Source organism: Bradyrhizobium sp. S3.7.6 (assembly GCF_054061875.1).
This window is the reverse complement of record NZ_JBSSEQ010000001.1, coordinates 8,626,242-8,650,178: the sequence shown is the minus strand read 5'-3', so window position 1 is coordinate 8,650,178 and position 23,937 is coordinate 8,626,242. Positions and strand designations below refer to the sequence as shown.

General features: G+C 64.9%; 22 protein-coding genes. 10 read left to right on the top strand and 12 right to left on the bottom strand.

Annotated elements, in window-relative coordinates; translation table 11 throughout:
• Positions 1–164: 164 nt before the first annotated feature.
• The 4 genes from ACVJ5M_RS41760 to ACVJ5M_RS41745 all read left to right on the top strand — a co-directional run bounded on the left by ACVJ5M_RS41760 (position 165) and on the right by ACVJ5M_RS41745 (position 4,651).
• Positions 165–1,403 carry an FAD-binding protein gene (locus ACVJ5M_RS41760; RefSeq protein WP_063985635.1) on the top strand — a complete coding sequence of 413 codons (1,239 nt, stop codon included), beginning with the start codon at positions 165–167 and terminating at the stop codon, positions 1,401–1,403.
• Entirely contained in the window at positions 1,400–2,710 is a 1,311-nt protein-coding gene (glcF, locus tag ACVJ5M_RS41755) for a glycolate oxidase subunit GlcF (RefSeq protein ID WP_456679621.1), read from the top strand. The genes ACVJ5M_RS41760 and glcF overlap by 4 nt, the downstream gene beginning before the upstream one ends.
• A gap of 82 nt (positions 2,711–2,792) precedes the next feature.
• On the top strand, positions 2,793–3,167 hold the full coding sequence (locus tag ACVJ5M_RS41750) for a histone (RefSeq protein ID WP_071909499.1): 375 nt from the start codon (positions 2,793–2,795) through the stop codon (positions 3,165–3,167).
• Positions 3,168–3,619: 452 nt separating this feature from the next.
• On the top strand, positions 3,620–4,651 hold the full coding sequence (locus ACVJ5M_RS41745; protein ID WP_063985632.1) for a TorF family putative porin: 1,032 nt from the start codon (positions 3,620–3,622) through the stop codon (positions 4,649–4,651).
• A 258-nt stretch (positions 4,652–4,909) separates the two neighbouring features.
• Here the strand turns inward: ACVJ5M_RS41745 and ACVJ5M_RS41740 are convergent, their stop codons facing one another.
• Entirely contained in the window at positions 4,910–6,673 is a 1,764-nt protein-coding gene (locus ACVJ5M_RS41740) for an ABC transporter ATP-binding protein/permease (RefSeq protein ID WP_063985631.1), read from the bottom strand.
• A gap of 307 nt (positions 6,674–6,980) precedes the next feature.
• Between ACVJ5M_RS41740 and ACVJ5M_RS41735 the strand changes: the two genes are divergently transcribed.
• A complete protein-coding gene (locus ACVJ5M_RS41735) occupies positions 6,981–8,645 on the top strand; it encodes an L-lactate permease (protein ID WP_063985630.1) in 1,665 nt (554 codons plus the stop codon).
• Positions 8,646–8,887: 242 nt separating this feature from the next.
• Complete coding sequence (locus tag ACVJ5M_RS41730) at positions 8,888–9,286, top strand: META domain-containing protein (RefSeq protein ID WP_063985629.1); 399 nt, start codon at positions 8,888–8,890, stop codon at positions 9,284–9,286.
• A gap of 146 nt (positions 9,287–9,432) precedes the next feature.
• Here the strand turns inward: ACVJ5M_RS41730 and ACVJ5M_RS41725 are convergent, their stop codons facing one another.
• The 3 genes from ACVJ5M_RS41725 to ACVJ5M_RS41715 form a co-directional block, all read right to left on the bottom strand.
• The gene (locus tag ACVJ5M_RS41725) at positions 9,433–10,644 is read right to left on the bottom strand and encodes a hypothetical protein (RefSeq protein WP_063985628.1); all 1,212 of its coding nucleotides are present in this window, start codon (positions 10,642–10,644) and stop codon (positions 9,433–9,435) included.
• 143 nt (positions 10,645–10,787) lie between these two features.
• Positions 10,788–12,419: a chaperonin GroEL gene (groL, locus tag ACVJ5M_RS41720; protein WP_063985627.1), complete on the bottom strand. Its 1,632-nt coding sequence runs from the start codon at positions 12,417–12,419 to the stop codon at positions 10,788–10,790.
• 108 nt (positions 12,420–12,527) lie between these two features.
• A complete protein-coding gene (locus ACVJ5M_RS41715; RefSeq protein WP_014491914.1) occupies positions 12,528–12,824 on the bottom strand; it encodes a co-chaperone GroES in 297 nt (98 codons plus the stop codon).
• A 329-nt stretch (positions 12,825–13,153) separates the two neighbouring features.
• On the opposite strand from ACVJ5M_RS41715, the gene ACVJ5M_RS41710 reads away from it, so the two are divergent.
• A complete protein-coding gene (locus ACVJ5M_RS41710; protein WP_063985626.1) occupies positions 13,154–13,675 on the top strand; it encodes a hypothetical protein in 522 nt (173 codons plus the stop codon).
• Between the two features lie 189 nt (positions 13,676–13,864).
• On the opposite strand, the gene ACVJ5M_RS41705 is transcribed toward ACVJ5M_RS41710, so the two are convergent.
• A complete protein-coding gene (locus ACVJ5M_RS41705; protein ID WP_063985625.1) occupies positions 13,865–14,644 on the bottom strand; it encodes a protein phosphatase CheZ in 780 nt (259 codons plus the stop codon).
• Positions 14,645–14,958: 314 nt separating this feature from the next.
• On the opposite strand from ACVJ5M_RS41705, the gene ACVJ5M_RS41700 reads away from it, so the two are divergent.
• A complete protein-coding gene (locus tag ACVJ5M_RS41700; RefSeq protein ID WP_063985624.1) occupies positions 14,959–15,774 on the top strand; it encodes a L,D-transpeptidase in 816 nt (271 codons plus the stop codon).
• A gap of 73 nt (positions 15,775–15,847) precedes the next feature.
• Here the strand turns inward: ACVJ5M_RS41700 and ACVJ5M_RS41695 are convergent, their stop codons facing one another.
• From ACVJ5M_RS41695 to ACVJ5M_RS41670, 6 genes are all read right to left on the bottom strand, one after another.
• A complete protein-coding gene (locus ACVJ5M_RS41695; protein WP_354098017.1) occupies positions 15,848–16,723 on the bottom strand; it encodes a DUF2076 domain-containing protein in 876 nt (291 codons plus the stop codon).
• A gap of 125 nt (positions 16,724–16,848) precedes the next feature.
• Entirely contained in the window at positions 16,849–17,694 is an 846-nt protein-coding gene (locus tag ACVJ5M_RS41690; protein WP_063985622.1) for a ChbG/HpnK family deacetylase, read from the bottom strand.
• Positions 17,691–18,737, bottom strand: a complete 1,047-nt coding sequence (locus tag ACVJ5M_RS41685) for a glycosyltransferase family 2 protein (RefSeq protein WP_063985621.1) — start codon at positions 18,735–18,737, stop codon at positions 17,691–17,693. Before ACVJ5M_RS41685 ends, ACVJ5M_RS41690 begins: the two co-directional genes overlap by 4 nt.
• A gap of 85 nt (positions 18,738–18,822) precedes the next feature.
• The gene (hisG, locus tag ACVJ5M_RS41680; RefSeq protein ID WP_063985620.1) at positions 18,823–19,800 is read right to left on the bottom strand and encodes an ATP phosphoribosyltransferase; all 978 of its coding nucleotides are present in this window, start codon (positions 19,798–19,800) and stop codon (positions 18,823–18,825) included.
• A 3-nt stretch (positions 19,801–19,803) separates the two neighbouring features.
• On the bottom strand, positions 19,804–20,955 hold the full coding sequence (locus tag ACVJ5M_RS41675; RefSeq protein WP_028157923.1) for an ATP phosphoribosyltransferase regulatory subunit: 1,152 nt from the start codon (positions 20,953–20,955) through the stop codon (positions 19,804–19,806).
• Positions 20,956–21,150: 195 nt separating this feature from the next.
• Positions 21,151–21,375 (bottom strand): hypothetical protein, encoded by a 225-nt coding sequence (locus ACVJ5M_RS41670; RefSeq protein ID WP_063986705.1) that lies wholly within the window; start codon positions 21,373–21,375, stop codon positions 21,151–21,153.
• 248 nt (positions 21,376–21,623) lie between these two features.
• On the opposite strand from ACVJ5M_RS41670, the gene ACVJ5M_RS41665 reads away from it, so the two are divergent.
• Positions 21,624–22,076, top strand: coding sequence for a hypothetical protein (locus tag ACVJ5M_RS41665; RefSeq protein WP_223153845.1), 453 nt, complete (start codon positions 21,624–21,626; stop codon positions 22,074–22,076).
• Positions 22,077–22,248: 172 nt separating this feature from the next.
• Positions 22,249–23,097, top strand: a complete 849-nt coding sequence (locus ACVJ5M_RS41660) for a helix-turn-helix domain-containing protein (RefSeq protein ID WP_223153846.1) — start codon at positions 22,249–22,251, stop codon at positions 23,095–23,097.
• 56 nt (positions 23,098–23,153) lie between these two features.
• On the opposite strand, the gene ACVJ5M_RS41655 is transcribed toward ACVJ5M_RS41660, so the two are convergent.
• A complete protein-coding gene (locus tag ACVJ5M_RS41655) occupies positions 23,154–23,918 on the bottom strand; it encodes a 16S rRNA (uracil(1498)-N(3))-methyltransferase (RefSeq protein ID WP_063985618.1) in 765 nt (254 codons plus the stop codon).
• Positions 23,919–23,937: the final 19 nt, after the last annotated feature.

The window sequence follows — 23,937 nt, the reverse complement described above, 5'->3', positions numbered from 1 at the left end:
GCCGGCTTTGGTTCGCCGCTGGTCGAAGTGTCGATGTCGTGAACGCTTCGATCATGATCGAGGCGTCGTGGTCGCCCGTGCAGGATCCCCGACTGCACCGGCGCTGATCGCCAGCGTCACGCCGCATTTGATTTTGGCGGCGAATTTCGCTACCGCCTTTTCCCGTGGATACGCTCAGGGTCAGAGACGCCAAAGACGTCGAAGAGGTGGTGCGCGCGGCGATTGCCAACGAGCAGCCGCTCGAGATCATCGGTCATGGCAGCAAGCGCAGCATTGGCCACACGATGGCGACCAACGCCGTGCTCGACCTCTCCGCGCTGAATGCCGTCACCTCCTACGAACCCAACGAGCTGATCGTCACGCTCCAGGCCGGCGCCCCGCTGGCCGACGTGCTGTCGCTGATCGATGCCAAGAACCAGCAATTCGCCTTCGAGCCGATGAATACGGCGCCGCTGCTCGGCACGCCCGCGTTGGGCACCATCGGCGGCATGATCGCGGCCGGCCTCGCCGGTCCGCGGCGGATCAAGGCGGGCGGGGCGCGCGATCACCTGCTCGGGGCGCACGCCGTCTCCGGTTTCGGCGACAGCTTCAAGACCGGCGGCAAGGTGGTGAAGAACGTCACCGGCTACGACCTCTGCAAGCTGCTGGCGGGGTCCTGGGGCACGCTGTCGGTGATGACCGAGGTCACGCTCAAGGTGATGCCGAAGCCCGAAGCGGAGCGGACGCTGCTGCTGCGCGGGCTCGACGATGCCGCCGCCAACAAGGCGATGACCGCGGCGCTCGGCTCGCCCTTCGACGTCTCTGCTGCCGCGCATCTGCCGAAATCGGCGTTCCGGGCGAAGACCGACGGGCTTGGCGACATCGCCAGCCAGGGCGAAGCGCTGACCGTGCTGCGGCTCGAGGGCATCACGGCGTCCGCCGCGCACCGCGCCGGCTCGCTGCGCGAATTGCTGGCGCCGTTCGGAACCGCGACGCTGGTCGAGGATGTGGCCTCCGCCGCATTGTGGGCCACGATCCGCGACGTCCTGCCGTTCGCGGCCGGCGGTGCAGTTGGGGCCTGGCCGGTGTGGCGGATCGTCTGTCCGCCGGCTTCCGGCGCGGCGCTCGGGACCCAGCTGGCGCGCGAGACCGGCGGCGACATCATCTACGATTGGGGCGGCGGCCTGATCTGGGCCGCGCTGCCGCCGAAGGCCGACGCGCATGCCCCGGCCGTGCGCCAGCGCGCGGATGCGGTCGGCGGGCACGCCACGTTGATCCGGGCGGCCGAGGACGTCAGGCGCGGTGTGGACGTATTCCATCCGCAGGCGCCCGGCGTCGCCGCGCTGAGCGATCGGGTCCGCGCCAGTTTCGATCCGAAAACCATTCTCAACCGGGGGCGGCTGACGCGGGGCGCTGCGGCATGAAGACCGAATTCTCACTGGCGCAGCTCGCCGACCCCGACATCGCGGAAGCCGACAAGATCCTGCGCGCCTGCGTCCATTGCGGCTTCTGCACTGCAACCTGTCCGACCTATGTGCTGCTCGGCGACGAGCTCGATAGCCCGCGCGGCCGCATCTACCTGATCAAGGAGATGCTGGAGAAGGACCAGACCCCGACGGCCGAGGTGGTCAAGCATGTCGACCGCTGCCTGTCGTGTCTGTCCTGCATGACGACCTGTCCCTCAGGGGTGAACTACATGCATCTCGTCGACCAGGCCCGGGTCAGGATCGAGCAGCGCTACCAGCGGCCGCTGACCGAGCGGCTGTTGCGCCAGGTGCTGGCCTTTGTCCTGCCGAATCCGCAGCTCTTCCGCACCAGCATGTGGCTGGCGCGGCTCGCCCGTCCGCTTGCCGTATTCCTGCCGACGCCGCGGCCGTCGGCGACGCCCGGCCTGATCCAGCGCCTCAAGGCGATGCTGGCGCTGGCGCCGAACCGTCTGCCGTCGCCGGGCCCGCTCCCCGGCAGCGTATTCGCGGCACTCGGCAAGAAGCGCGGCCGGGTCGCGCTGCTGCAGGGCTGTGCCCAGCAGGTGCTGGCGCCGCGCATCAACCAGGCCGCCATCAGCCTCCTCACCCGCCACGGCATTGAGGTTGTCCTGGTCCGGGACGAGCAGTGCTGCGGCGCGCTGACCCATCATCTGGGCAACGACCAGGATGCGTTGGCGCGGGCCCGCGCCAACGTCGCGGCGTGGCGAAAGGAAGCGGCCGGCGAGGGGCTCGACGCCATCCTGGTGACGGCCTCCGGCTGCGGCACGGTGATCAAGGACTACGGCTATCTCCTGCGCGAGGACACGGCGTTTGCCGCCGATGCGGCGCAGGTGTCCACGCTCGCCAAGGACATCACCGAATTCGTCGCCGGCCTCGAGCTCGTGACCACTACGCGACAGGACAACATCGTCGTCGCCTATCACTCCGCGTGTTCGTTGCAGCACGGCCAGAAAATCACGGGCCTTCCGAAAGAATTGCTTTCCAAGAATGGATTCGTGGTGAAAGATGTGCCGGAGAGCCATTTGTGTTGCGGCTCGGCGGGGACCTACAACATTCTCCAGCCCGAGCTTGCGGGCCGGTTGCGCGACCGCAAGGTCGCCAACATCGCAAGCGTCAAGCCGGACATGATTGCCGCGGGCAATATCGGCTGCATGGTGCAGATTGCCAGTGGCACGTCAGTTCCGGTCGTACACACGATTGAGCTTCTCGATTGGGCTACGGGCGGGTCGCGGCCGCGGCATTGAATGCCTCGAGCTAGCCTTCGTCCGGAGGTGACGGCTGAAGACGCCCGATCGACCATTGTTCGGCGGCAACAGGAGGACCACGATGGCGAAAGCGAAGAAGAAAAAAAGCAAGAAGGCCAAAAAGGCCAAGAAGGCTGTAGCGGCGAAGAAGACCGCGAAGAGGGCAGCCAAGAAGTCCGCGAAAAAGTCTGCCAAGAAGTCTGCGAAGAAATCTGCCAGGAAGGCCGCCCCGAAGAAGGCCGCCAAGAAGGCTGCGAAGAAGTCGGCCAAGAAGGCTGCCAAGCCGGCTGCACCGAAGAAGGCCGCAAAGAAAGCGGCACCGAAGAAGGCGAAGGCAGCTCCTGCGCCGAAGCCCTCAGCGCCGGTGGCGGCTCCGGCTCCGGAGCCCGCCGCCGAGACAAGCTGGGCGATGCCTTCGTCTTCTGCGGAGCCGACGCCGGCTGAGGGGCAAGGTTAGGCCCCGAGGTAGGGTCCAAGGATAGGCCCAAAGTCAGGTCCAAGGTGAGGGCAAAGGCTGGGTCCATCCCGACGACAACGACCGACAACAGTAAGGCCGCAGCGGTGACGCTGCGGCCTTTTTGTATCGTCGCAATGGTCGCGGTCTGGTTGTCGTTTCTCACGTCAGTCCGATTCGTGGCACAGGCACCACTGCACCGGCGGCTCCCGTACTAATCCGGGCGGCTCTGTGCACTTTGGAATGCAAATAATGTGATCAAGAAGCAACACAGGCGGACAACCTTTTGTAGAAGTGTCAGAACGCCTAAAAAGTCGGCAGATGCTCGTGATTTTTGCTTCACGGTTCGCATCCTCCCAGCCAGATTGTCGCGGTAACGAAATTTTGCAGTCAGGTCGTACGGCCCGGGGGGCTTCCGGGAAACCGACTGGGTGGAACTGGTGATGGGGATTGAAATGAAAAAAGTGGCTTTGTTGGCAACGGCGCTGGCAATGGTGACGGGTTCGGCTTTCGCGGCAGACATGCCGGTCAAGGCTCTGAAGGCCCCGCCGCCGCCCGCCTTTGACCCCTGGGATGTCGCCTTCGGCGCCGGCATCATGAGCGATTACATCTTCCGCGGCGTTACTCAGTCGAACCACAATCCGTCGGTCGCCGCCTATTTCGAGCCGCGCTACAACGTCAACAAGGACCTCCAGCTCTACGTCGGTGCGTCCGCGGAGAGCATCTCGTTCCCGAACCGCGCCGCGGCTGAAGTCGACATCTACGGCGGTATCCGCCCGACCTTCGGCATGTTCGCCTTCGACTTCGGTATCTGGGGCTACCTCTATCCGGGCGGAAGCTGCTTCGGTTCGCAGGGCACCCTCGCCCAGGGCAATTGCGGCACCGGCCTCGACAATTCGCAGGGCGCGATCGGCCTGCCGATCAACGGCAACTTCGCCAAGAAGGACGCAAGCTTCTACGAAGTCTATGCCAAGCTGAATCTCAATATCAACGATCAGTGGGTCGTTGGCTTCAACGAGTACTATTCGCCGAACTTCCTGAACCTCGGCGCCTGGGGCAACTACGCCTCGATCACCGCCAAGTGGACCGCGCCGAGCACCACGTTCGGTGCCAGTGGCGTCGGCATGTATGTGTCGGGTGAATTCGGCCGTCAGTGGCTCGGCACGTCCGACATCTTCTACGGCATTGCCGGCGACCCGCTGTACTCCAACGGCATCAAGGAGCCGAGCTACAACACCTGGAACGTCGGCGTCGGCTTCACCTACAAGGTGTTCACGCTCGATCTGCGCTACTACGACACCGACCTCTCGAAGGGTAACTGCAACGCCTTCACCAGCGACTTCTCGGCCACCAACTCCAGCCCCGGTTTTGTGACGCCGATCAATGGCGGCGCGAACGCGGGCACGGCGTTCGGCTCCAACTGGTGCAGCGCGGCCGGCGTTGCCAAGCTCTCGGTCGACCTGACGGCGATGACCAACCTGAAGTAAGTTTCTTCCCGAGACGACCTAACGAGGGCGGCAGAGCAATCTGCCGCCCTTTTGCTTTGGGCGTAGGGTCGTCTGTGAGAGCGCTCGGCCTGCATTGGTTCGAGACGCGCCGTAAGGGCGGCGCTCCCCACCATGAGGGTCTAGGATCTTGCCGCGAGACAGACCTCATCCTGAGGAGCCCGCCGGAGGCGGGCGTCTCGTAAGGATGGCTGCAACGAAGGTCCTGTCGAGGCTAGCCTCAGGCTTGGTTGTGCCGCCTCAGCTCGCCACGGTCGGCTCCGCCTGGGCCGGCTCGCCGTCCTTGCCGAGAACGTGGATCTCGCCGTCCTTCACCAACGCCACCTTGCGGGTGTGGAAGGCGTCGAGCGTCGAGCGGTGGCCGATCGAGACGATGGTGGCCTGCGGCAGCTTCTCCGCCAGCAGCCGGTACAGCCGGGCTTCCGATGGTTCGTCCAGCGACGCCGTGGCCTCGTCGAGGAACAGATAATCCGGCACGTGCAGCAGGGCGCGCGCGAGCCCCAGGCGCTGCTGCTCGCCGAGCGAGAGCGTCCTGTTCCAATGACCGTCCTCGTCGAGTCGCTCGGCCAGCTTCGGCATGCCGACCGCAATGAGTGCGTCCCGGATTTTCTCCGATGCGACGGCGCCATGTTCTGCCGGGTAGATGACCGCGTCGCCTAGCGGGCCGATCGGGAAGTAGGGGCGCTGCGGTAGCATCATCAGCTTCGATTTCCCGGGTATGGCGATGGTGCCGGTGCCGAACGGCCAGACGCCGGCGATGGCCCGGAAAAGCGTCGACTTGCCGGAGCCCGACGGCCCGGTCACCAAGACCCGCTCCGCCGGTTGGATCGTGAAGGCATCGGCTGCGACCAGAGGCGCACCGTTCGGTAGCTTCACGAGCAGCTGCTTGAGCGCGATCGCCGTCGTGCTGCCAGATGGTGCAAGGCCGATGGTCGGCTCATGCGTCGGCGGGTGTGCGGCCGAGGCCACCGACATCTCGAAGCCGTCGAGACGGGCGACGATCGCGCGCCATTCCGCCAGCGCCCGGTAGGCCACCACGAAGAACGACAGCGCACCCTGGACGCTCGAGAAGGCCGATGCCGTCTGCATCATGTCGCCGAGCTGGATCTTCTTGGCGAAGAAGGCTGGCGCCACCAGCACGTAGGGAAAGATCACGGCAGCCTGCTGATAGCTCGCCGTGAACGCAGTGAGGCGCTTGGTCCGGCTCATGATGGCGTACCAATTGCCGATCACGAAGCCAAAGCGACGGAAGAGACCGCCGCGTTCGGCACCCTCGCCCTTGAGCAGCGCGATCTGCTCGGAATTCTCGCGGACGCGGACGAGGTTGAAGCGGAAGTCGGCCTCATAGCGCTGCTGCTCGAAATTGAGATTGACCAGCGGGGCGCCGATCCAGTGCGTCAACGCGGTGCCGAAGATCGCGTAGATCAGCGCGCCCCAGCACAGGTAGCCGGGGATCATGAGATCGGTGCCGAACAGGTGCAGCGGCGCGGCGTTGGACAGGCCCCAGAGGATGATCACGAAGGAGAACAGCGTCACGATCGACGAGAGCAGGCCCAGTCCGATCGTCAGGGTCTGCTCGACGAAGTTCTTGACGTCGTCGGTGATGCGCTGGTCCGGGTTGTCGGCCGCATCGCCCTTGAGCTGCATGCGGTAATGCGTCGAGCCGTCGAGCCATTCGCGGAGATAGTGTTGGGTGAGCCACTGCCGCCAGCGGATCTGGAGCCACTGGTTCAGGTACAGCTTGTAGACCGCCAGCGCGATCGCCGTGAAGGCGAGGCCGATGAAGATCCAGATCTGCGTGACGAAGGCGTCCCAGTCGCTGTTCTGGAGCGCGCTGTAGAACCGGTTCTGCCACTGGTTCACCAGCACGTCGATCGCGACCAGCGCCAGCTCGATCGCGATCACGGCGGCGAGCAGGCCGCGGCCGACCCACTTGTCCTCCGATCGGAAATAGGGGGCGGCGATTCGCCAGACGATCGCGAGCGTGGCGCTGATGTTCTTCACAGAGCTCTGTCTCCTGAGGGGATGTGCACAACGCCCATAGGCCAAATGGCTGTGGCAACGGCAGAAAGCGCTTAGACTAAAGTCGCAAGTTCAGCAATTTGCGTTGGCTTGTCGCAGCTTGCAACCCTAGCATGGGTACAACGGCGCGGGGTGGGGGCCTCCGGGACTTCGCGGGCTTGTGAGCGGACGGGAACCGCCGCACTCGCGAGGAATTCGCGTCCAGCTCGGGGGTTATCGCTTCCAGCGTCAAGCAGGCTCGGCTGTCCACGCGGGCCGCCTGCCGCAACAGGCGTGGGGGAGGAAGACCATGTGGAATCAAGTCTATGACCCGCTGCACAGTCCGGTGCTGTCGACGATCGCAGCGGCAATACCCGTCGTCACGCTGCTGATCCTGATCGCGAGCGGTCGCGTCCAGGCCCATATTGCTGCAATCATCGCCGTGATCGTGGCCAACCTGATCACGATCTTCGTGTTCACCATGCCGGCGAACATGTCGATCCGCGCCTCGATCCTCGGCATCGTGACCGGCTTCTTCCCGATCGGCTGGATCGTTCTCAACGTCATCTTCCTCTACCAGGTGACGGTGACCACCGGGCGCTTCGAGCTGCTCAAGCGCGCGGTCGGCGGCGTCACCGAGGACCGGCGGCTGCAATTGCTGCTGATCGCGTTCTCCTTCGGCGCGTTCTTCGAGGGAGCCTCGGGCTTCGGCACGCCGGTCGCCATCACGGGCGCCGTGCTGATCGGGCTCGGCTTCTCGCCGCTCGCGGCCTCCGGCCTGTCGCTGATCGCCAATACCGCGCCGGTCGCTTTTGGCGCGCTGGGCACGCCGATCCAGGGTCTTGCCTCGGTCACCGGGCTTGATCCCTACATCCTCGGCGCGATGGTCGGACGGCAGTTGCCGATCTTCTCTCTGATCGTGCCGTTCTGGGTGGTGTGGGCCTTCGCAGGTTGGAAGGGCATGAAGGATGTCTGGCCGGCGATCCTCGTCACCGGTGTGTCGTTTGCGGTCCCGCAATTCGTGATCTCAAACTTCATCAATCCCTGGATTGTCGACATCGGGGCGTCGCTGATCTCTATGGGCGCGCTGATCCTGTTCCTGAAGGTCTGGCAACCGAGGCAGCTCTGGCTGTCGCCGGCGCTGCGCGGCCGCGATGAATCGGCCGCCACGATGGCCGCGGCCAAGCCGCTCGATAAGACGCCGCTGACGCAGAGCGAGCTCTTCAGCGCGCTGCTGCCATGGATCATCGTCTGCATCGTGATGCTGGTCTGGGGCAACGGCGGCTTCAAGACCTGGGCGAACTCGATCTTCACCTGGAACTATCCCGTTCCCGAGCTGCATCAGATGATCAACAAGATGCCGCCGGTCGCGCCAGGGCCGACCAAAGAGAGCGCGGTGTTCGGCTTCACCTATCTCTCGTTCACCGGCACGGGCATGTTGATCGCCGCAATCATCTCAGGCTTCCTGATGGGCGTCGGTCCCGGCAGGCTGCTGATCCAATACGGCCGCACCATACGGCTCTGCGCGATCTCGCTGATCACGATCTCGGCGATGCTCGCAATCGGCACGCTGACGCGGCTCTCCGGCGTCGACGCAACGCTCGGCCTCGCCTTTGCCGCAACCGGCGTGCTCTATCCCTTCTTCGGCACGCTGCTGGGCTGGCTCGGCGTGGCGCTGACGGGGTCGGACACCGCTTCCAACGTGCTGTTCGGCAATCTCCAAAAGATCACGTCCGAGCAACTCGGCCTGTCGCCGATCCTGATGGCCGCGGCCAACTCGTCCGGCGGCGTGATGGGCAAGATGATCGACGCGCAATCGATCGTCGTCGCCTCCACTGCCACCAACTGGTACGGCCATGAGGGCACGATCCTGCGCTTCGTGTTCTGGCACTCGATCGTGCTGGCCTCTCTGGTCGGCCTGTTCGTGACGTTGCAGGCCTATGTCTGGCCGTTCACGGCGATGGTGCTGAAGTAGCAGACCACGCCACGCTTCAACGCAAATCCCCGCAGGGCTTCGCCGCCTTGCGGGGATTTTTGCATCTAAAGCATGATCCGGAAAAGTGCGAAGCGGTTTTCCGAAAAAATCATGCTCAAACAACAAGCTGAAGCACGATGACGATTCGTCCCAATCTCATCGCGCTTTAGCCTCCGCGAACCTTCTCAACGGCGCCGCCGTCTTATAGAAGGTGCCGCAAATCAGGTCGGTCGAGAGGTCTCATGGTTTCGCTAAAGCAGATGGCGTGTTTGGCGGTTGCAATGCTCGCGATGTCCACGCTGGCGCGTGCAGAGGACGGTTTTCCGTTCGGTACCGAGATGACGCTGGAGGCCCTGCCGCAGCCGGGATCGAAGCGGATTCCGAACATCGAGATCGGCGACAATGGCGAAGTCGTGCTGGAGCTCTGGTGCAAGGGCGGCAAGGGCCAGTTCTCGGTCGCCGGCAACACGGTGATCTTCGTCCCCGGCCAGATCCAGGACCGTTCCTGTCCGCCGGCCAGGGCGCAGGCCGACGACGAACTCGTCGCGTCGCTCAGCAGCGTCGAGACCTGGAAGCGTCAGGGCGACGTACTGACACTGATCGGTCCCAAGCCGCTGCGCTTTCGCACGACGGGGAATTAGGTCTCGTGTCCCGGACGCGCTGCAGCGTGCAACGCTGCTGCGCAGAGCCGGGACCCAGACTCGATCGGCGACTTCGCTTGCGGCCTCTGGGCCCCGGCTCAGCAGCGCATCACTGACGTGCTGCGCTGCGTCCGGGGCACGAGAGCCTACTTCCACACCGACTTGTCGGCGTCCCAGCGCTGGCCTTTCAGCTCTTTCGCGAGGGCCTCGATCGAGCCGTTGTCGTCGGGCTGATCGCCTTCCTCGTCGGCCGAAGCGTCGTCCGAGAGATTGAGCTTGGCGCCGCTGCTCTCATCGGCGGTCGTGGTCGAGGGGCTGCCGATCCAAAGCATCAGTTTGTCGGTCGTGCCGGGCTTGTCGGGCGAGATGAGGCCTGCAACCTCGATCGTGTCGGTGAGCTCGAGTGCCGGAAAATCCTGGTTCGGTCGCTTGAAGACGAGCTTGAGCTTGCCGGTGGCCGGGTTGAAGCTGTGCGAGACCTGCTTTGCCGCAAGCGTCCGGCTCATCACGCCGGCGACGGCTGAGGCGAGCTTGTCACGGCTGATCTTGTCGCCGTCGCGCCAGTCGGCTGCGGGAAAGCGGATGGTGCGGTCCATCTCGGTCATGCCCGCGGTCCAGCCCGCCGCGGTGACGCCGGGCATCGCCTTGAACTTCGCCAGCAGCGCGCCGGCGCGTTCCGGATCGACCGACATGTTGATGGTCTGCTCGCCGGCACGCAGCGCGTCGCAGCCGACGGTCAGGCTCGCCAGCGTCACCTCGACGTCCTGGCCCTTCAGGCTCTTCAGGAACTCGGTCGCCGCATCCAGCTTGACCTTGACCGCGATCGCTTCCGGAGAGACGTCGGTGAAATCCTTCGGCTGCGGCGTGATGCCGTCGTCGGAGGTCTGGTTGTCCTGAAATTCCTTCTCGCTGAGATCGGAATTGTCGGGCGAGGTGACCTCGGTCACGGCCTGGCCGATCGCGATCTGGCCGCGGAACTCGAACGTGTCGCCGGACTGTTTGCGCAGCAGCTTGACGGTGACGGGCGCCTTCTCGCCGAGGCTCTGCGTCGTGCCCGTCAGGTTCTGGCCCGCGACCTGGAGATTGACGACGAAGCGGTCCTTGCGGTCGGAATTCTTTGCGACGGGATAGCAGACGTCGAGCACGGCCGCCGTCACCGTCTTGCCCTGCCGCGTCTCCTTCAGGATCACGTCGGCATTGCCGTCCATCAGGCCGTCGATCGAGGTGAAATAGCGGGTCTCCGTCCCGCCCGGCGCCGCGGCCTTCGGCGACAGCTTCATCTGGGCCGATGCGACATCGGGCGAGACGGCAAGCAGGGCCGCCAAAAGGGCTGTCGAACAAACCAGAAGCGCACGCATCGATGAATCCTCGCGCAATCGAATCGGCGCGCCACCGTAGTGGGTTTTGGCCGCCGGTTGAATTGGAAAGCAGAAGGGGCAGGGTCGGCAAAAAAGAAGGCCGCCCGGAGGCGGCCTTCGCAACATTGTAACGGAACGGAGGCTTAGAAGCCGCCCATGCCGCCGCCGCCCGGCATGGCGGGCGGAGCTTCCTTCTTCGGCGTTTCGGCGACCATGGCCTCGGTGGTCACCAGCAGGCCGGCCACGGACGAGGCGTCCTGCAGCGCGGTGCGGACCACCTTGGCGGGATCGATGATGCCCTTCTCGACCATGTCGACATAGTCCTCGTTCTGGGCGTCGAAGCCGAAGGTCTCGGACTTGTTCTCCAGGATCTTGCCGACCACGATCGAGCCTTCCACGCCCGCGTTCTCGGAGATCTGGCGGATCGGGGCTTCCAGCGCCTTCAGCACGATGTTGATGCCGGCCTGGACGTCGGCATTGGCGTTGGTGAGACGGCCCACCGCCTTCTTGGCGCGCAGCAGCGCGACGCCGCCGCCGGGGACGATGCCTTCCTGCACCGCGGCGCGGGTGGCGTTGAGCGCGTCCTCGACGCGGTCCTTCTTCTCCTTGACCTCGATCTCGGTCGCGCCGCCGACGCGGATCACCGCGACGCCGCCGGCGAGCTTGGCGAGGCGCTCCTGGAGCTTCTCACGGTCGTAGTCCGAGGTGGTCTCCTCGATCTGGGCCTTGATCTGGCCGACGCGGGCCTCGATCTCCGGCTTCTTGCCGGCGCCCTTGACGATCGTGGTGTTCTCCTTGTCGATCACGACCTTGCCGGCGCGACCGAGCATCTTCACCGTGACGTTCTCGAGCTTCATGCCGAGGTCCTCGGAGATGAGCTGGCCGCCGGTGAGGATCGCGAGGTCCTCGAGCATGGCCTTGCGGCGGTCGCCGAAGCCCGGCGCCTTGACGGCGGCGACCTTCAGGCCGCCACGCAGGCGGTTGACGACCAGGGTGGCCAGCGCCTCGCCCTCGACGTCCTCGGCGATGATGACGAGCGGCTTGCCCGACTGCACCACGGCTTCCAGCACCGGCAGCATGGCCTGCAGGCCGGACAGCTTCTTCTCGTGCAGGAGGATGTAGGCGTCCTCGAGCTCGGCGGTCATCTTCTCGGCGTTGGTGACGAAGTAGGGCGACAGATAGCCGCGGTCGAACTTCATGCCCTCGACGATGTCGACCTCGGTGTCGAGTGACTTGTTCTCCTCGACGGTGATGACGCCCTCGTTGCCGACCTTCTGCATCGCCTGGGCGATCATCTTGCCGATGGCGGCATCGCCGTTGGCCGAGATGGTGCCGACCTGGGCGACCTCGGAGGAGGCGGCGACCGGCTTGGCGCGCTTTTCAATGTCCTTGATCACCGCTGCAACCGCGATGTCGATGCCGCGCTTGAGGTCCATCGGGTTCATGCCGGCGGCAACCGCCTTGGCGCCTTCGCGCACGATGGCCTGGGCCAGCACGGTCGCGGTGGTGGTGCCGTCGCCGGCGAGGTCGTTGGTCTTGGAGGCGACCTCACGCAGCATCTGGGCGCCCATGTTCTCGAACTTGTCCTCGAGCTCGATCTCCTTGGCGACGGTGACGCCGTCCTTGGTGATGCGGGGCGCGCCGAAGCTCTTCTCGATGACGACGTTGCGGCCCTTCGGACCGAGCGTCACCTTGACGGCGTTGGCGAGAATGTCGACGCCGCGCAGCATGCGATCGCGCGCGTCTCCGGAAAACTTGACGTCTTTGGCAGCCATTTCTTCAATCCCTCGTGTTTCGTGATGTGTTTGCCGCTTGCGGAATGACCGAATGCCCGGATCGCGCGATCCGGGCATGACATTCAGCGGCTGTTCAGGCTGACGGCCTTAGGCCATGACGCCCATGATGTCCGACTCCTTCATGATCAGGAGCTCTTCGTTGTCGATCTTGACCTCGGTGCCCGACCACTTGCCGAACAGCACGCGGTCGCCGACCTTGAGGTCGATCGGGATCAGCTTGCCGGCCTCGTCGCGGCCGCCGGGGCCGACGGCGACGACCTCGCCCTGGGACGGCTTTTCCTTGGCGGTGTCCGGAATGATGATGCCGCCCTTGGTCTTTTCCTCGGCGTCGATACGTTTGACCACGACACGGTCATGCAGCGGACGAAATTTGGATTTAGCCATGACGTTTCCCTTTGGAGGCTCGCTTCGGAAGGAATGGAAGTGGGTAGGGGCGGCGTCCGTCCACCCTCTTGCCGAGGATCGAACGGCGCGCTTAGCAATCGGGCTTTCCGAGTGCTAATAGTGCGCCCGGAAATATGGCTTGGCCGCGATCCTGTCAAGCAAGGGTGGTTAAGCGATTGGTGAGGCGGATATAGGATCGTGTCTAGAGAAACTTATTGGTCGCGCTGGCGTATAAAGGACGTCATTGCTCCGACAGCGGTTTTGCGCTTGGCTGCAGGAGGGATGCGGTCGGGGTCTCATTTGGGGGACGGTTTGCTCGGGGGAATGTCATGATCAGGTCAGCTCACGCACGCACGGTTGCCAATCTGGCGGCCGCCTCCTGCCTGGCGCTGCTGCTTGGCGCCTGCGGCGGCGGTATGAGCCTGCCGTCGTTCTCGTCGTCTTCGCCGCCGCCCGAGGCTGAGCCCGGCACCGGCCCGGAAATGCCGGCGAGCATCCGCGCCGACGAGATCGTCGGCCGCTGGGGTCTCGCCTCGTTCCAGAACCCGGCCGACCGCGCCCGCACCGAGGCCGCGGCCCGGGCGCAGTGCAAGAATCCCTACGTGATCACCGCCGGTTCCTCCGGCGGCGTGATCATGCATCTCGCCGACCAGGCGACGCCGCAGGAGCTGCGGCTGAAGGGCTCGCCCAGCGGCAAGAACTACATCGGCCCGGCGGGTCCCACCCCCGGCGAGCAGGACCGCGAGATCGTCTCCTTCGACGGCCGCGTCCTGATCACCCGCTTCATCGACAAGGACGCCGCCACCCGCTACGGCAACATGGTCTACGTCCGCTGCGCGCCAAGGGCGTAGTTTCTCCTTCGTCATGCCCCGGCTTGACCGGGGCATCCAGTACGCCGCGGCCTCTCGGCTCAATCACCGCCGCCTCTGGAATACTGGATCGCCCGGTCAAGGCCGGGCGATGACAGTGGAGGGGATGGCCCCAAAAACAAAAACGCCGGCTCTCGCCGGCGTTTTGTTTTTCCGTAATGCCGCGCCCGATCAGTCGAACAGCGCGTCGATGTCGTCCTGCGAGGCGTGGCCGACGTCGCCGGCGAGCTTGGGGCCGTTGAGGAGCTTTTCGTCGTCGCTGCGGGTGTCGGCCGGCGCGGGCACATGGGCCTTGATCGCGTCGACGCCGCCCCAGATCTCCATCATCGCATTGATGTGCTGCTCGATGAACTTCATCGTGGTCATGACCTTGCTGATGCGCTGGCCGGTCAGGTCCTGGAAGTTGCAGGCTTCGAAGATCGAGATGACGCGTTCCTGGATGTCGTCGGCGAGCCGCTTCTGCTGGTCGGCCGATTGCACCTTGGACATCGCGCTGGCCGCCTGGTCGATCGATTCGGCGGCTTCGAGGATCTGCTGGGTCGCCTGCTCGGTGCCGCCGACGACCGCGCCGAGCTCGCCATTGACCTTGGCCATCTCGCCGCCGTCGAAGCTCTTGCCGTGCAGCGTCGCGATCTCGCGCTTGGTGCGGTCGATGGCGTCGTGGATGAGGTCGAGCTCGACCTTCAGCTTCTCGCACTGCTCGATCTGCGCCCGGTAAGTATCGAGCATGGTACGAGCTTCGGAGAGCTCGTGGGCGGTGGAAGCGTCGATCGCCGCCATGGCCGCGCTGCCGGACAAGGGCACGGTGCCCTTCGCCATCTGTGCGCGGATCGCACGCAGCTCCGCCATGATCTCGTTATGCATCGGCGCAGCCTCCTCAATCATTTCGGGGCTGGGCATCTCGCCGACAATAGCCTCCTCGACACGAAAACGTTTGCGGTGAATAGCCATCAGGAACTCCCCCCACCTCACTCACGCGTCTTTGTAGACAGAAGCAATTTAACACGAGGTTCACAGCGGGAACTGTTGCGCGGCCGCACGCGACGGCGCGAAAAGAAGCGATTAACCATGGGCCTGCGGCGTTCATGGAAAATAAACGCTGATCGCCAAATTGCACCCTCGCTCGCGACGTGGTGAATCGAAACGGCTGATACGTTTACCAAACAAAACGGCTTTTGCTCTTTATTGACCACGTCGCGGTCGCCGGTCAGCCATCGGCTCTGCACGACGCATGGGATCTAGACGAAACAGTACAGAGTACGTCGATGTTCAAGAAAATGTCTGTCGCGCTGCTCGGCAGCGCTTGCACCTTCATTGCCGGCGCGAACAGCGCCAGCGCCTTCGACAATAGTGTGCCGAACGATCCGCCCGCGGTGCTCTACCAGCCGCAGGTGCAGCCGGCGCCGGTGCGTGTCGCCTCCAATGCGAATATGGGCGGCGGCTTCATCGAGTTCCTGTTCGGTGACGGTCCCGGCCGCGGCCCGGCCTACGCGCCGCAGCAGCCGGTTTATCAGCAGCAGCCCGGCTATTACGACCAGCGCCGCCTGCCACCGATGGGCGAGCCGCAGATGCAGGGTGGATATCAGCAAGGCGCAGGTCTCCAGCAGGAGGCGGTCGATCCGCGCCAGCGTCCGTTCGATCCGAGATTCGAGAAGCAATCCGTCGACTATAGCGGCAAGGAAACTGCCGGCACCATCGTGGTCGATACGCCGAACAAGTTCCTCTATCTGATCGAGGGCAACGGCCGGGCGATGCGCTACGGCATCGGCGTCGGCCGTCCCGGCTTCACCTGGTCCGGCGTGAAGTCGATCACGGCCAAGCGCGAATGGCCGGACTGGACGCCGCCGGCGGAAATGATCGCGCGCCGGCCCGACCTGCCGCGGCACATGGAAGGCGGCCCGGAAAACCCGCTGGGCGCGCGGGCGATGTATCTTGGCTCGACGCTCTACCGCATCCACGGCTCCAACGAGCCCTGGACCATCGGCACCAACGTCTCCTCAGGCTGCATCCGCATGCGTAACGAGGACGTCATCGACCTCTACGGCCGCGTCAATGTCGGCACCAAGGTCGTGGTGATGTGATCGTCTGACGCTCGACATGAAAACGGCCGCCTCCCGGGCGGCCGTTTTTGTTTGTCGCGCTGATCGGGCAGCCTCACGCGTAGTCGCTGCCGCCATCGTCTCCGCCGCCGAAATCGCTGTCGTCGTCGGCTACGTCCATATTGCCGTTGTCGTGGTCGTTGTCGTCGTAGTTCTGATCGTTGTTGTTGTTGTCCCGGTCGTTCGACGCCTGGTCGGTGAAGCGCTGGCGGGAACCGTCGTCGCGGTCGCGGTTGGAGCCGATGTCGTTGAGACCGGCATCGCGCGCGAGCGAGCCGCCGGACTGGTCACTGCCGCCCCAGGGACTTCCACCAGCGCTGCGGTCGCCGAGCGCGTTGGTGTCGCCGAAGGCCTGCTGGTGCGATCCGCCCATCATGCCGCGGATGCTGGAGAGCAGCAGCGAGCCGCCGACGACGCCGGCCGCGGCTGCCGCCGCGGTGCCGAGGAACGAGCCGCCGCCACCGCCCATCGGCGGAGCGCCATAGCCCTGACCCGGAGCTTGACCGGGACCTTGACCTGGGCCTTGGCCGTAGGCCTGTCCATAAGGAGGCGGCGCGCCGTAACCGGGCTGCGTCTGCGGCATCGCCTGACCGGTGTTCCAGACCGGCCGCGCGTCACGCGGCGGCACGTTCGGAACCGAGCCGCGCGAGGGGCCTCCGCCGAACAGCGAGTCGCGCATGGTATCGAGGAAGCCGCCGGACTGCGCCTGCTCGGGCGCATGGGCCGCTTCCAGCTCCTGGATGCGGTTATGAGCACGCTTCAGCGCTTCGTCCTGCAATAGCGTGGTCTGCACCAGTGCGTAGACCGCGCCGGGCGCCTTGCGCAGCCCGTCGGAGATCGCGGCGATCGCGTCGGGATCCCGCGGTGCATTTTCCAGTTTCGAAAGCCGGTCGAAAAGCTCGTCGACGAGCTGGCGTTCCTGCGGCGTCATGATCAGTCTCCCTCGCTCAAACCAAGCGCGAGGCAGATGTAGGGTTCCATTGTGGCCCCAACAGTGCCGGCCGGATTAAATTTCGGTATGCGACAAGCTGCCCAGCGGCTTGCTTTCCGCCGGTTTCACCCCAGCGTGACGCCGCTGTCGGCCAGCAGGCGCGCAAACCCATCGCCTGAAAGATAAGCATGCTCGCGTTCGCGGACGTCGGTCATCGGATCGAGGCCGGTGAGGACATCGTCGACGAAGCCGGGGTGGCACATCACGAGGCCGCCATCGGGGAGGCCTTCCAGAAACTGCCGCATCAGCGCGCCGAAATCGGCCTCGCGCGTAAAATCATAGGCGCCGGCAAAGCCGGGATTGAAGCCGAGGCCGGCGCTGGCGGCGCGGCGGCGGAATTGCGCGCTCAGGATATCGAGCACCATGGCTTTTGGTGAGGCCAGCCGCTGCACGAGCGGCAGGTCGCGCCCGCCCTGGCGGACCCAGGCTTTCGGCGCGGCTTCGCTGACCGCATCGACAAAGCCGTCACGCACCTGCGGATACAGCTGCACATGCTGGTGGCCGTCGACGAAGTCGGGCGCGCGCCCGAATGCTTCCGCGAACGCCGCCAGCTGCGCCTTGACCTCATTGCGAAAGAATTCGCGGTCGAGCCGGCGCGCAAGGCCGGCGCGCAGCAGCTTCGGGAACGGCACGAACATGTCGCCGTCCAGCGGTCGGAAATGCATGGTGAGCGGCCGGAACGGCGCCGACAATGTCACGTGCAAGCCGATCGCGCAGCGCGGGCTCGCTTTCGCCGCCGTCTGGAGCGCCTCGATCTCGCCGCGCTCGATCGCCGGTCCCACCATCATCACCGAGGTGGCATTGAGACGCCCGCGTTCGATCAGGTCGCGGATGGCCCGATTGACGCCCGGGCTGATGCCGTAATCGTCGGCGCAGAGCCAGATCCGCCGCAGGCCCGCGGCCGCGCTCATTCGGCGGCCGTCCTCTTCGAGGCGTCGTCGGCCTTCCCGGTCTCGAAATGCTTTTCGCTGTGCTCGGCGACGAAGTAGATCGGGCGCGCCTTCAGCTCGGACAGGATCTTGCCGATATATTCGCCGACGATGCCGATCATGATGAGCTGCACGCCGCCGATGGTCATCAGGCCGATCACGAGCGAGGGATAGCCGGGCACCTGCTTGCCCGTGGTCCAGACTTCCCAGAGGATCGAGAGGCCGAACAGGAAGGCGCCGCCGGCGAGGATCACGCCGAGCAGGCTGGCGAAGCGCAGCGGTGCCACCGAGAACGAGGTCACCCCTTCGATCGAAAGACCGAGCAGGCGCGCGGCGCTGAAGGTCGTCACGCCATGGGTGCGCGGCGCGGGCTCGTAATCGACGCGGATCTGGCGGAAGCCGATCCAGCTCGCGAGGCCCTTGAAGAAGCGGTTGCGCTCCGGCAGCTGCCTGAGCGCTGCGACCGCGCGCGGCGACAGCAGGCGGAAGTCGCCGGCGTCTTCGGGGATCTTCTGGCGCGCGCCCCAATTGATCAGCGAATAGAACCCGCGCACGGCGACGCGGCGCAGGAAGGGCTCGTTGTCGCGATGCGCCTTGGCGGTATAGACGACGTCATAGCCGTCCTCGATCCAGTGCCGCACCAGCTGCTCGACCAGGGCCGGCGGATGCTGGCCGTCGCCGTCCATGAACATCACGGCGCCGAGCCGGGCATGGTCGAGGCCGGCCATCAGCGCGGCTTCCTTGCCGAAATTGCGCGACAGCGACACCACCTGAACGTCGACCGCGTCGGCCGGCAGCGACCGGGCGATCGAGAGCGTCGCGTCCGCGCTGCCGTCGTCGACATAGACGACTTCGCAACGCAAGCGATAGCGCTGCTGCAAGGTCTTGGCGAGATCGCAAATGCGCTGGTGCAGGGCGGCGAGGCCCGCCGCCTCGTTGTAGACGGGGACGACAATCGACAACCCCTTCGCGGCGGCACTGGCCGCGGTGGTCGTCATGCCGGAAACGTCAGAGCCCAGCGTCATTGATCAAGGTTCCAGAGGCGTCCATGGTTCTCAACAGCATATGGTAGCTGCCGTTTGCTGTCGCTACGCTGAACGGACCTGAGGCTCACTGCCGCAGGAATGCCTCGAGCTTGGCGAACAGCGGGTTCTCCCGGTCGAACACATAGTCGAGCGAAACCACCGAGACGGTCTCGGCGCCATGCTCGCGCAGGAAGCTCGCCAGCGCATAGAGCTGACCCGGCGGACAGTGCAGCGTCAGCATGCCCGACGAGGTCGGCCCGCCGAACGGGGCTTCGACACCGAAGCGCTCGTGGGCTTCGCCGAGCAGGGCGGCGTCGCATTGCTGGAAGCGGGTGCGGACCTCGCGGTATTTGTTGGCCCGCGCCCTTGCTGCGATGTGATCGAGGATGACGCGCGCGGTCTCCCGCGCCTGCGGCGACCAGTCGGCATCCTTCGAGGCGACCAGATTGGCCTGGCTGCGCAGGATCACGCCGTCGTCGAGCACCCGCAAGCCATTGGCGGCGAGCGTCGCGCCGGTCGTGGTGATGTCGACGATCAGCTCGGCGCTGCCGGCCGCCGGCGCGCCTTCGGTCGCGCCCGCGCTTTCGACGATGCGGTAATCGGTGATGCCGTGGCTCTGGAAGAAGGTGCGGGTGAGGTTGATGAACTTGGTCGCGACCCGCATCCGCATGTGATGCTGCTCGCGGAAGCCGGTGGTGACGTCGTCGAGGTCGGCCATGGTGCGGACGTCGATCCACGCCTGCGGCACCGCGACGACGACGTCGGCATAGCCGAAGCCGAGCCCGTCGATCAGGGACACGCGCTTGTCGGCATCCGCGATGTTCTCGCGCACCAGGTCTTCGCCGGTGACGCCGAGATGCGCGAAGCCGCGCGACAGTTGCGATGCGATCTCGCTCGCCGAGAGATAGGCGACCTCGACATTGTCGAGGCCCGCGAGCGTGCCGCGATAGTCGCGCGCGCCGCCGGCCTTCGACAGCTTGAGCCCGGCGCGGGCGAAGAACGCCTCGGTGTTTTCCTGCAGGCGGCCCTTGGAGGGAACGGCCAGGACGAATGGCGCGCTCATGACTTAAGCTCCCACCTTGCGACCGATCCGGGTCAGCGCGTCGACCCAGACCGAGAAGCCGACCGCGGGGATCGGCTCGGCCGATCCGAGCTGGGTCATCAGCCCGTCATAGCGGCCGCCGGCGACCAGCGGCTCGGCGCCGTTGCCCCTGTGATGCAGCTCGAATTCGAAGCCGGTGTAATAGTCGAGGCCGCGTCCGAACGCGGTCGAAAAGCGCGTCTGCTTCACGTCGATGCCGCGCGCGGCCATGAAGCCGACCCGGCTTTCGAACTGGTCGACGGCGGCGCTGAGGTCGAGCTTCGCGTCCGTGGTGAGCGCGCGGAGCTCGGCGACGGCATCGTCGGGATTGCCTGCGATCGACAGGAAGCGCTTGAGCACGGCGATCGCCTCGCGCGGCAGCGCGCCGCCCTTCAGCGTCGACTGCTCGAGGAAACGGTCGGCGATCTCGGCCGTGGTGCGGCCCCCGACATTGGTGGTGCCGGCGATCGACATCAGATCGGTGACGAAGGCGAGCGCCGCCTTGCGGTCGGAGCCGGCGAGCGCGGCCAGCACACCCTCATATTCGCTGCGGGTCGCGGTGGTCGCGGCCGCCAGCTTCTCCAGATCTTTTTCCAGGCTGATCTTGCGGTTGAAATCCTTGACCAGGCGGCGGCGCCAGACCGGATAGAGGTCGAGCGCATCGAGCAGGGCGTTGAACAGCGCCACGTCGCCGGTGCGAATCTCGACATCGCGGACACCGAAGGCTGCGGTCGCTTCCAGCGCCAGCGCCAGCATCTCGGCGTCGGCCGCGGCGCGGTCCTGGCGGCCGAACGATTCGATGCCGGCCTGCAGAAATTCGCTGGCCTGGCCGCTGCGGTAGCGGAACACCGGGCCGAGATAGCTGAACCCGGCCGGCTGGCCCGCGCGGCTCGAGGTGAGGTAGTCGCGGGCGACGGGAATGGTCAGGTCCGGGCGCAGGCAAAGCTCTTCGCCGGACAGGTCCGTCGTCAGGTACAGGCTCTTGCGGATGTCCTCGCCGGAGAGGTCCAGGAACGGCTCGGCCGGTTGCAGGATCGCGGGCTCGGCCCTGACATAGCCGGCCTGCGCGAACGACAAGAGCAGCGTGTCCGCCCAGGCGGCGGAGCCGGCAGCATTTGAGGTGGCAGTCGCGGTCATAACAGGGGTCCATCGTCCCGGTGGAACCGGGCAGGGCGAAAGAAGGGAGGCGAATTGGCGCAGGCCTTAGCATGGCGCGAAAGCGGTTTCGACCTCCAAAGGATCAATCGCTTAACGGCTTTGGAGGCGGGACGCAGCGATCTGTCAGAAAGTATTTTAGGTATTTTAATACCTAGGGCGGGAGGGGCCTGGCTTTCACTCAGTTTGGCCAGGGAGATCTCTGGGCGCATCGCCAAGCGATGCATCGGTCGAGGCGAAGGCAATCCCTGCGGTTTCGGACGCGGCGTGATCTGCGAGCTCCTCGGCAAGCTCGAGAATTCTCTGCCTCCTGCTCGGGTCCCTTATGCCGAGAAATGCCTTGATGAGCCCTAGCTCCTCGCGTCGCCGCCTGTCCGATGCAACATCGTCGTCCATGGCCATGTCGTCCTGCGCGACAGCCTCATTGCCCGTCGCTGATTCCTGTCCGGGCATGCGACTCAATGCAGCAACCGCAAGCTCAACGTCACATTGAGAAATTGAGGAGGACAGGCAAGTCGTCGCATACTCATATTGGGTATGGCGGATGACCCGTTCGCTGCTGCCTTCGCTTACAATGTGAATGTTGGTTTCGATTCATGCGCAATGCATCAGATGCTATCCGGACGGTCTCGCGACACACGCTGGCCTATATGCTGTTTTCGATCAGCGAGCTGTTCCGGCACTACGACGAATTCGATCCGCTGGACCTATTGATCGTTCATGCGATTCTCAACGCAAACGTGATCAATGTGATGAACGATCCGTCGCTGGACGAGAGATTCTCCAGCATTCACGCGGTCGAGCCGGATGCGATCAAGCAAGGGGTGTCCCGCGCGGCGCTCTCTCGCTTCCTCAGCCTGCCGCTCGAGACGGTTCGCCGTCGCGTGACGGGACTTAAGAGACGAAAGATTCTCGCCGAAACCAAGGCCGGGCTCATCGTGACCGAGCAGAACGCATTCAGGTTTGGAAACAATCACGAACTGCAGAAGACTAATATGCTGCTGCTCACAAAACTGCTTCGCGATCTCAAGCGCGCCGGCATCAACGGGCCGGATGATCTGCGTGCCCCCAAGGGCGCTGCATCGACAAGGAAGGCGAAGTAAGCGGCAGGATATGGATCAAAGCCTTCTCGATACTGCTCGCGATGGAACGCAAAGAACAGCATTAGACGGCTTGCTGTCGTTTCAGGGCCTCAAGCCATCCGCGGCTCTCGAGCTCCGATCGTACGACATCGATCATTTCGGAGAGAGTGAGAGATATGCCGGCGCATCCAGCATGCCGCTGTCGGCGGGGGCGACTGCAATCAAGCGTGCCCAGCTCAGCCTGCCGGTCCTGACGCTGTCTCTGGTGAAGACCTTCCCGCGGATCATCCGCGGTTATGATCTGGCGCACGCCATCGCGGTGGCGGTGCCGATGGACCATGTGACCTCCACCCGCATCAACGGGCAATCAATTGGCAGCTCCATACTCGTTCTCAAGGGGAGATCCGATTGCCTGGTCTATGAGCCGGCGGGGCGTTTGTGGGCTGTCGCCTATTTCAGCCCGCCCGAGCGCGAGCCCTGGTCTCAGCTGGATGACGGCTATCATTTGCTGAGTCCGGCATCGGAAGTACTTGCCTCCCTGCATGGCTCGATTTCCACGACGCTTGAAACCGCGGCACATGATCCAGACTTCCTGAACGAGCCGACGTCGCGAACGGCGGTCGAACAATCCCTGTTCGCCGCAATGGATGCTGCCATTCGGTCCAACGTGAAGCGCGGGCCCATGCACTCCACGACGGACAGCTATCAGCGGATCGTCGCAGAGATGGAACGATTGATCCGCCACGATCTCGCGATCTGGCACAAGACGACCGAACTGGCAGAGCGGGTGGGAGTGTCCGTTCGGACCCTCCAGAGTGCGACGCAGGCCATCTGCGGCATGAGCCCTCATCGCTACAGCCGGGTCTTGCGCCTCTGGTCGGTACGAAAGCAGCTGCGCACCGGCCCGGCTCGTCGCAGTGTGAAGGCCTGCGCAATCGGCCATGGCTTCTGGCATCTGAGCGAGTTCGCAGCGAGCTATAGGGCGGCTTTCGGAGAGCTGCCGTCCGAGACCCTGCATCGGTCGAAGCGAGAGGTCATCTAAAGCGCGAACCTGTAGAGCCGCCGCGCGTGAATCGACCTTAGGTTCGCCTGACTAGGTTAGGTGCCGCCCCAGTCGCCCAGCACCGCCTGCACCAGCGCCAGCGCCGCCACCGCGGCCGTGTCGGCCCGCATGATTCGGGGTCCCAGCGCCAGCCGCAGGATTTTCGGCTGCCGCAACAGCAGGGCGCGCTCCTCCTCGGCAAAGCCGCCTTCGGGGCCGATCAGCACGTCGATGCCAACGCTGCCTTGGTCATGTCCGGCTTCGCGCGCGTCTTGCAGGCTCTGAATGGGGTTTTGGACCTCCGCCGCTTCATCGCAGAAGATGAGCAGCCGGTCGGCAGGGCGCTGACTGAGATACCGGTCCAGCGGCACCGGCTCGGCGACCGTGGCGATGCTGAGGATGCCGCATTGCTCGGCGGCCTCGACGACATTGGCGCGCATCCGCTCGGTGTTGACCCGGGAGGCCTGGGTGAAGCGGGTCAGGACCGGCTGAAGCGTGGCAGCGCCCATTTCGATGGCCTTCTGGACCATGTAGTCCAGCCGGGCATGCTTGAGCGGGGCAAAGACGTAGGTGAGGTCAGCGAGCCGGTCCTGGGGCCGGGCCTGCTGGAGGATGACGAGGCCGTCCGGCCGCTTGCGGCCTTCGATCGCGGCCTGCCACTCGCCGTCGCGGCCGTTGAACGCCAAAACCTCGGCCCCGGCGGTAAGCCGCAGCACATTGCCGAGATAATTGCTCTGGTCGCGGTCGAGCGGAACCCTGGCGTCCTGGGCAAGGGGGACATCGACAAACAGGCGGGGGGCACGAAAATCGTGGGAGGGCATCGTTCAAAGGTCCAATTTG

What these genes read in the sequence shown, in the direction of transcription:
- ACVJ5M_RS41685 (WP_063985621.1), bottom strand. Translation starts at nt 18,737, where the DNA reads ATGACGCTGGGCTCTGACGTTTCCGGCATGACGACCACCGCGGCCAGT.
- glcF (WP_456679621.1), top strand. Translation starts at nt 1,400, where the DNA reads ATGAAGACCGAATTCTCACTGGCGCAGCTCGCCGACCCCGACATCGCG.
- ACVJ5M_RS41750 (WP_071909499.1), top strand. Translation starts at nt 2,793, where the DNA reads ATGGCGAAAGCGAAGAAGAAAAAAAGCAAGAAGGCCAAAAAGGCCAAG.
- ACVJ5M_RS41690 (WP_063985622.1), bottom strand. Translation starts at nt 17,694, where the DNA reads ATGAGCGCGGCCGCGGGCCTGCGGCGGATCTGGCTCTGCGCCGACGAT.
- ACVJ5M_RS41725 (WP_063985628.1), bottom strand. Translation starts at nt 10,644, where the DNA reads ATGCGTGCGCTTCTGGTTTGTTCGACAGCCCTTTTGGCGGCCCTGCTT.
- ACVJ5M_RS41655 (WP_063985618.1), bottom strand. Translation starts at nt 23,918, where the DNA reads ATGCCCTCCCACGATTTTCGTGCCCCCCGCCTGTTTGTCGATGTCCCC.
- ACVJ5M_RS41700 (WP_063985624.1), top strand. Translation starts at nt 14,959, where the DNA reads ATGTTCAAGAAAATGTCTGTCGCGCTGCTCGGCAGCGCTTGCACCTTC.
- ACVJ5M_RS41745 (WP_063985632.1), top strand. Translation starts at nt 3,620, where the DNA reads ATGAAAAAAGTGGCTTTGTTGGCAACGGCGCTGGCAATGGTGACGGGT.
- ACVJ5M_RS41710 (WP_063985626.1), top strand. Translation starts at nt 13,154, where the DNA reads ATGATCAGGTCAGCTCACGCACGCACGGTTGCCAATCTGGCGGCCGCC.
- ACVJ5M_RS41715 (WP_014491914.1), bottom strand. Translation starts at nt 12,824, where the DNA reads ATGGCTAAATCCAAATTTCGTCCGCTGCATGACCGTGTCGTGGTCAAA.
- ACVJ5M_RS41670 (WP_063986705.1), bottom strand. Translation starts at nt 21,375, where the DNA reads ATGGCCATGGACGACGATGTTGCATCGGACAGGCGGCGACGCGAGGAG.
- hisG (WP_063985620.1), bottom strand. Translation starts at nt 19,800, where the DNA reads ATGAGCGCGCCATTCGTCCTGGCCGTTCCCTCCAAGGGCCGCCTGCAG.
- ACVJ5M_RS41660 (WP_223153846.1), top strand. Translation starts at nt 22,249, where the DNA reads ATGCCGCTGTCGGCGGGGGCGACTGCAATCAAGCGTGCCCAGCTCAGC.
- ACVJ5M_RS41665 (WP_223153845.1), top strand. Translation starts at nt 21,624, where the DNA reads ATGCTGTTTTCGATCAGCGAGCTGTTCCGGCACTACGACGAATTCGAT.
- groL (WP_063985627.1), bottom strand. Translation starts at nt 12,419, where the DNA reads ATGGCTGCCAAAGACGTCAAGTTTTCCGGAGACGCGCGCGATCGCATG.
- ACVJ5M_RS41735 (WP_063985630.1), top strand. Translation starts at nt 6,981, where the DNA reads ATGTGGAATCAAGTCTATGACCCGCTGCACAGTCCGGTGCTGTCGACG.
- ACVJ5M_RS41705 (WP_063985625.1), bottom strand. Translation starts at nt 14,644, where the DNA reads ATGGCTATTCACCGCAAACGTTTTCGTGTCGAGGAGGCTATTGTCGGC.
- ACVJ5M_RS41695 (WP_354098017.1), bottom strand. Translation starts at nt 16,723, where the DNA reads ATGACGCCGCAGGAACGCCAGCTCGTCGACGAGCTTTTCGACCGGCTT.
- ACVJ5M_RS41675 (WP_028157923.1), bottom strand. Translation starts at nt 20,955, where the DNA reads ATGACCGCGACTGCCACCTCAAATGCTGCCGGCTCCGCCGCCTGGGCG.
- ACVJ5M_RS41730 (WP_063985629.1), top strand. Translation starts at nt 8,888, where the DNA reads ATGGTTTCGCTAAAGCAGATGGCGTGTTTGGCGGTTGCAATGCTCGCG.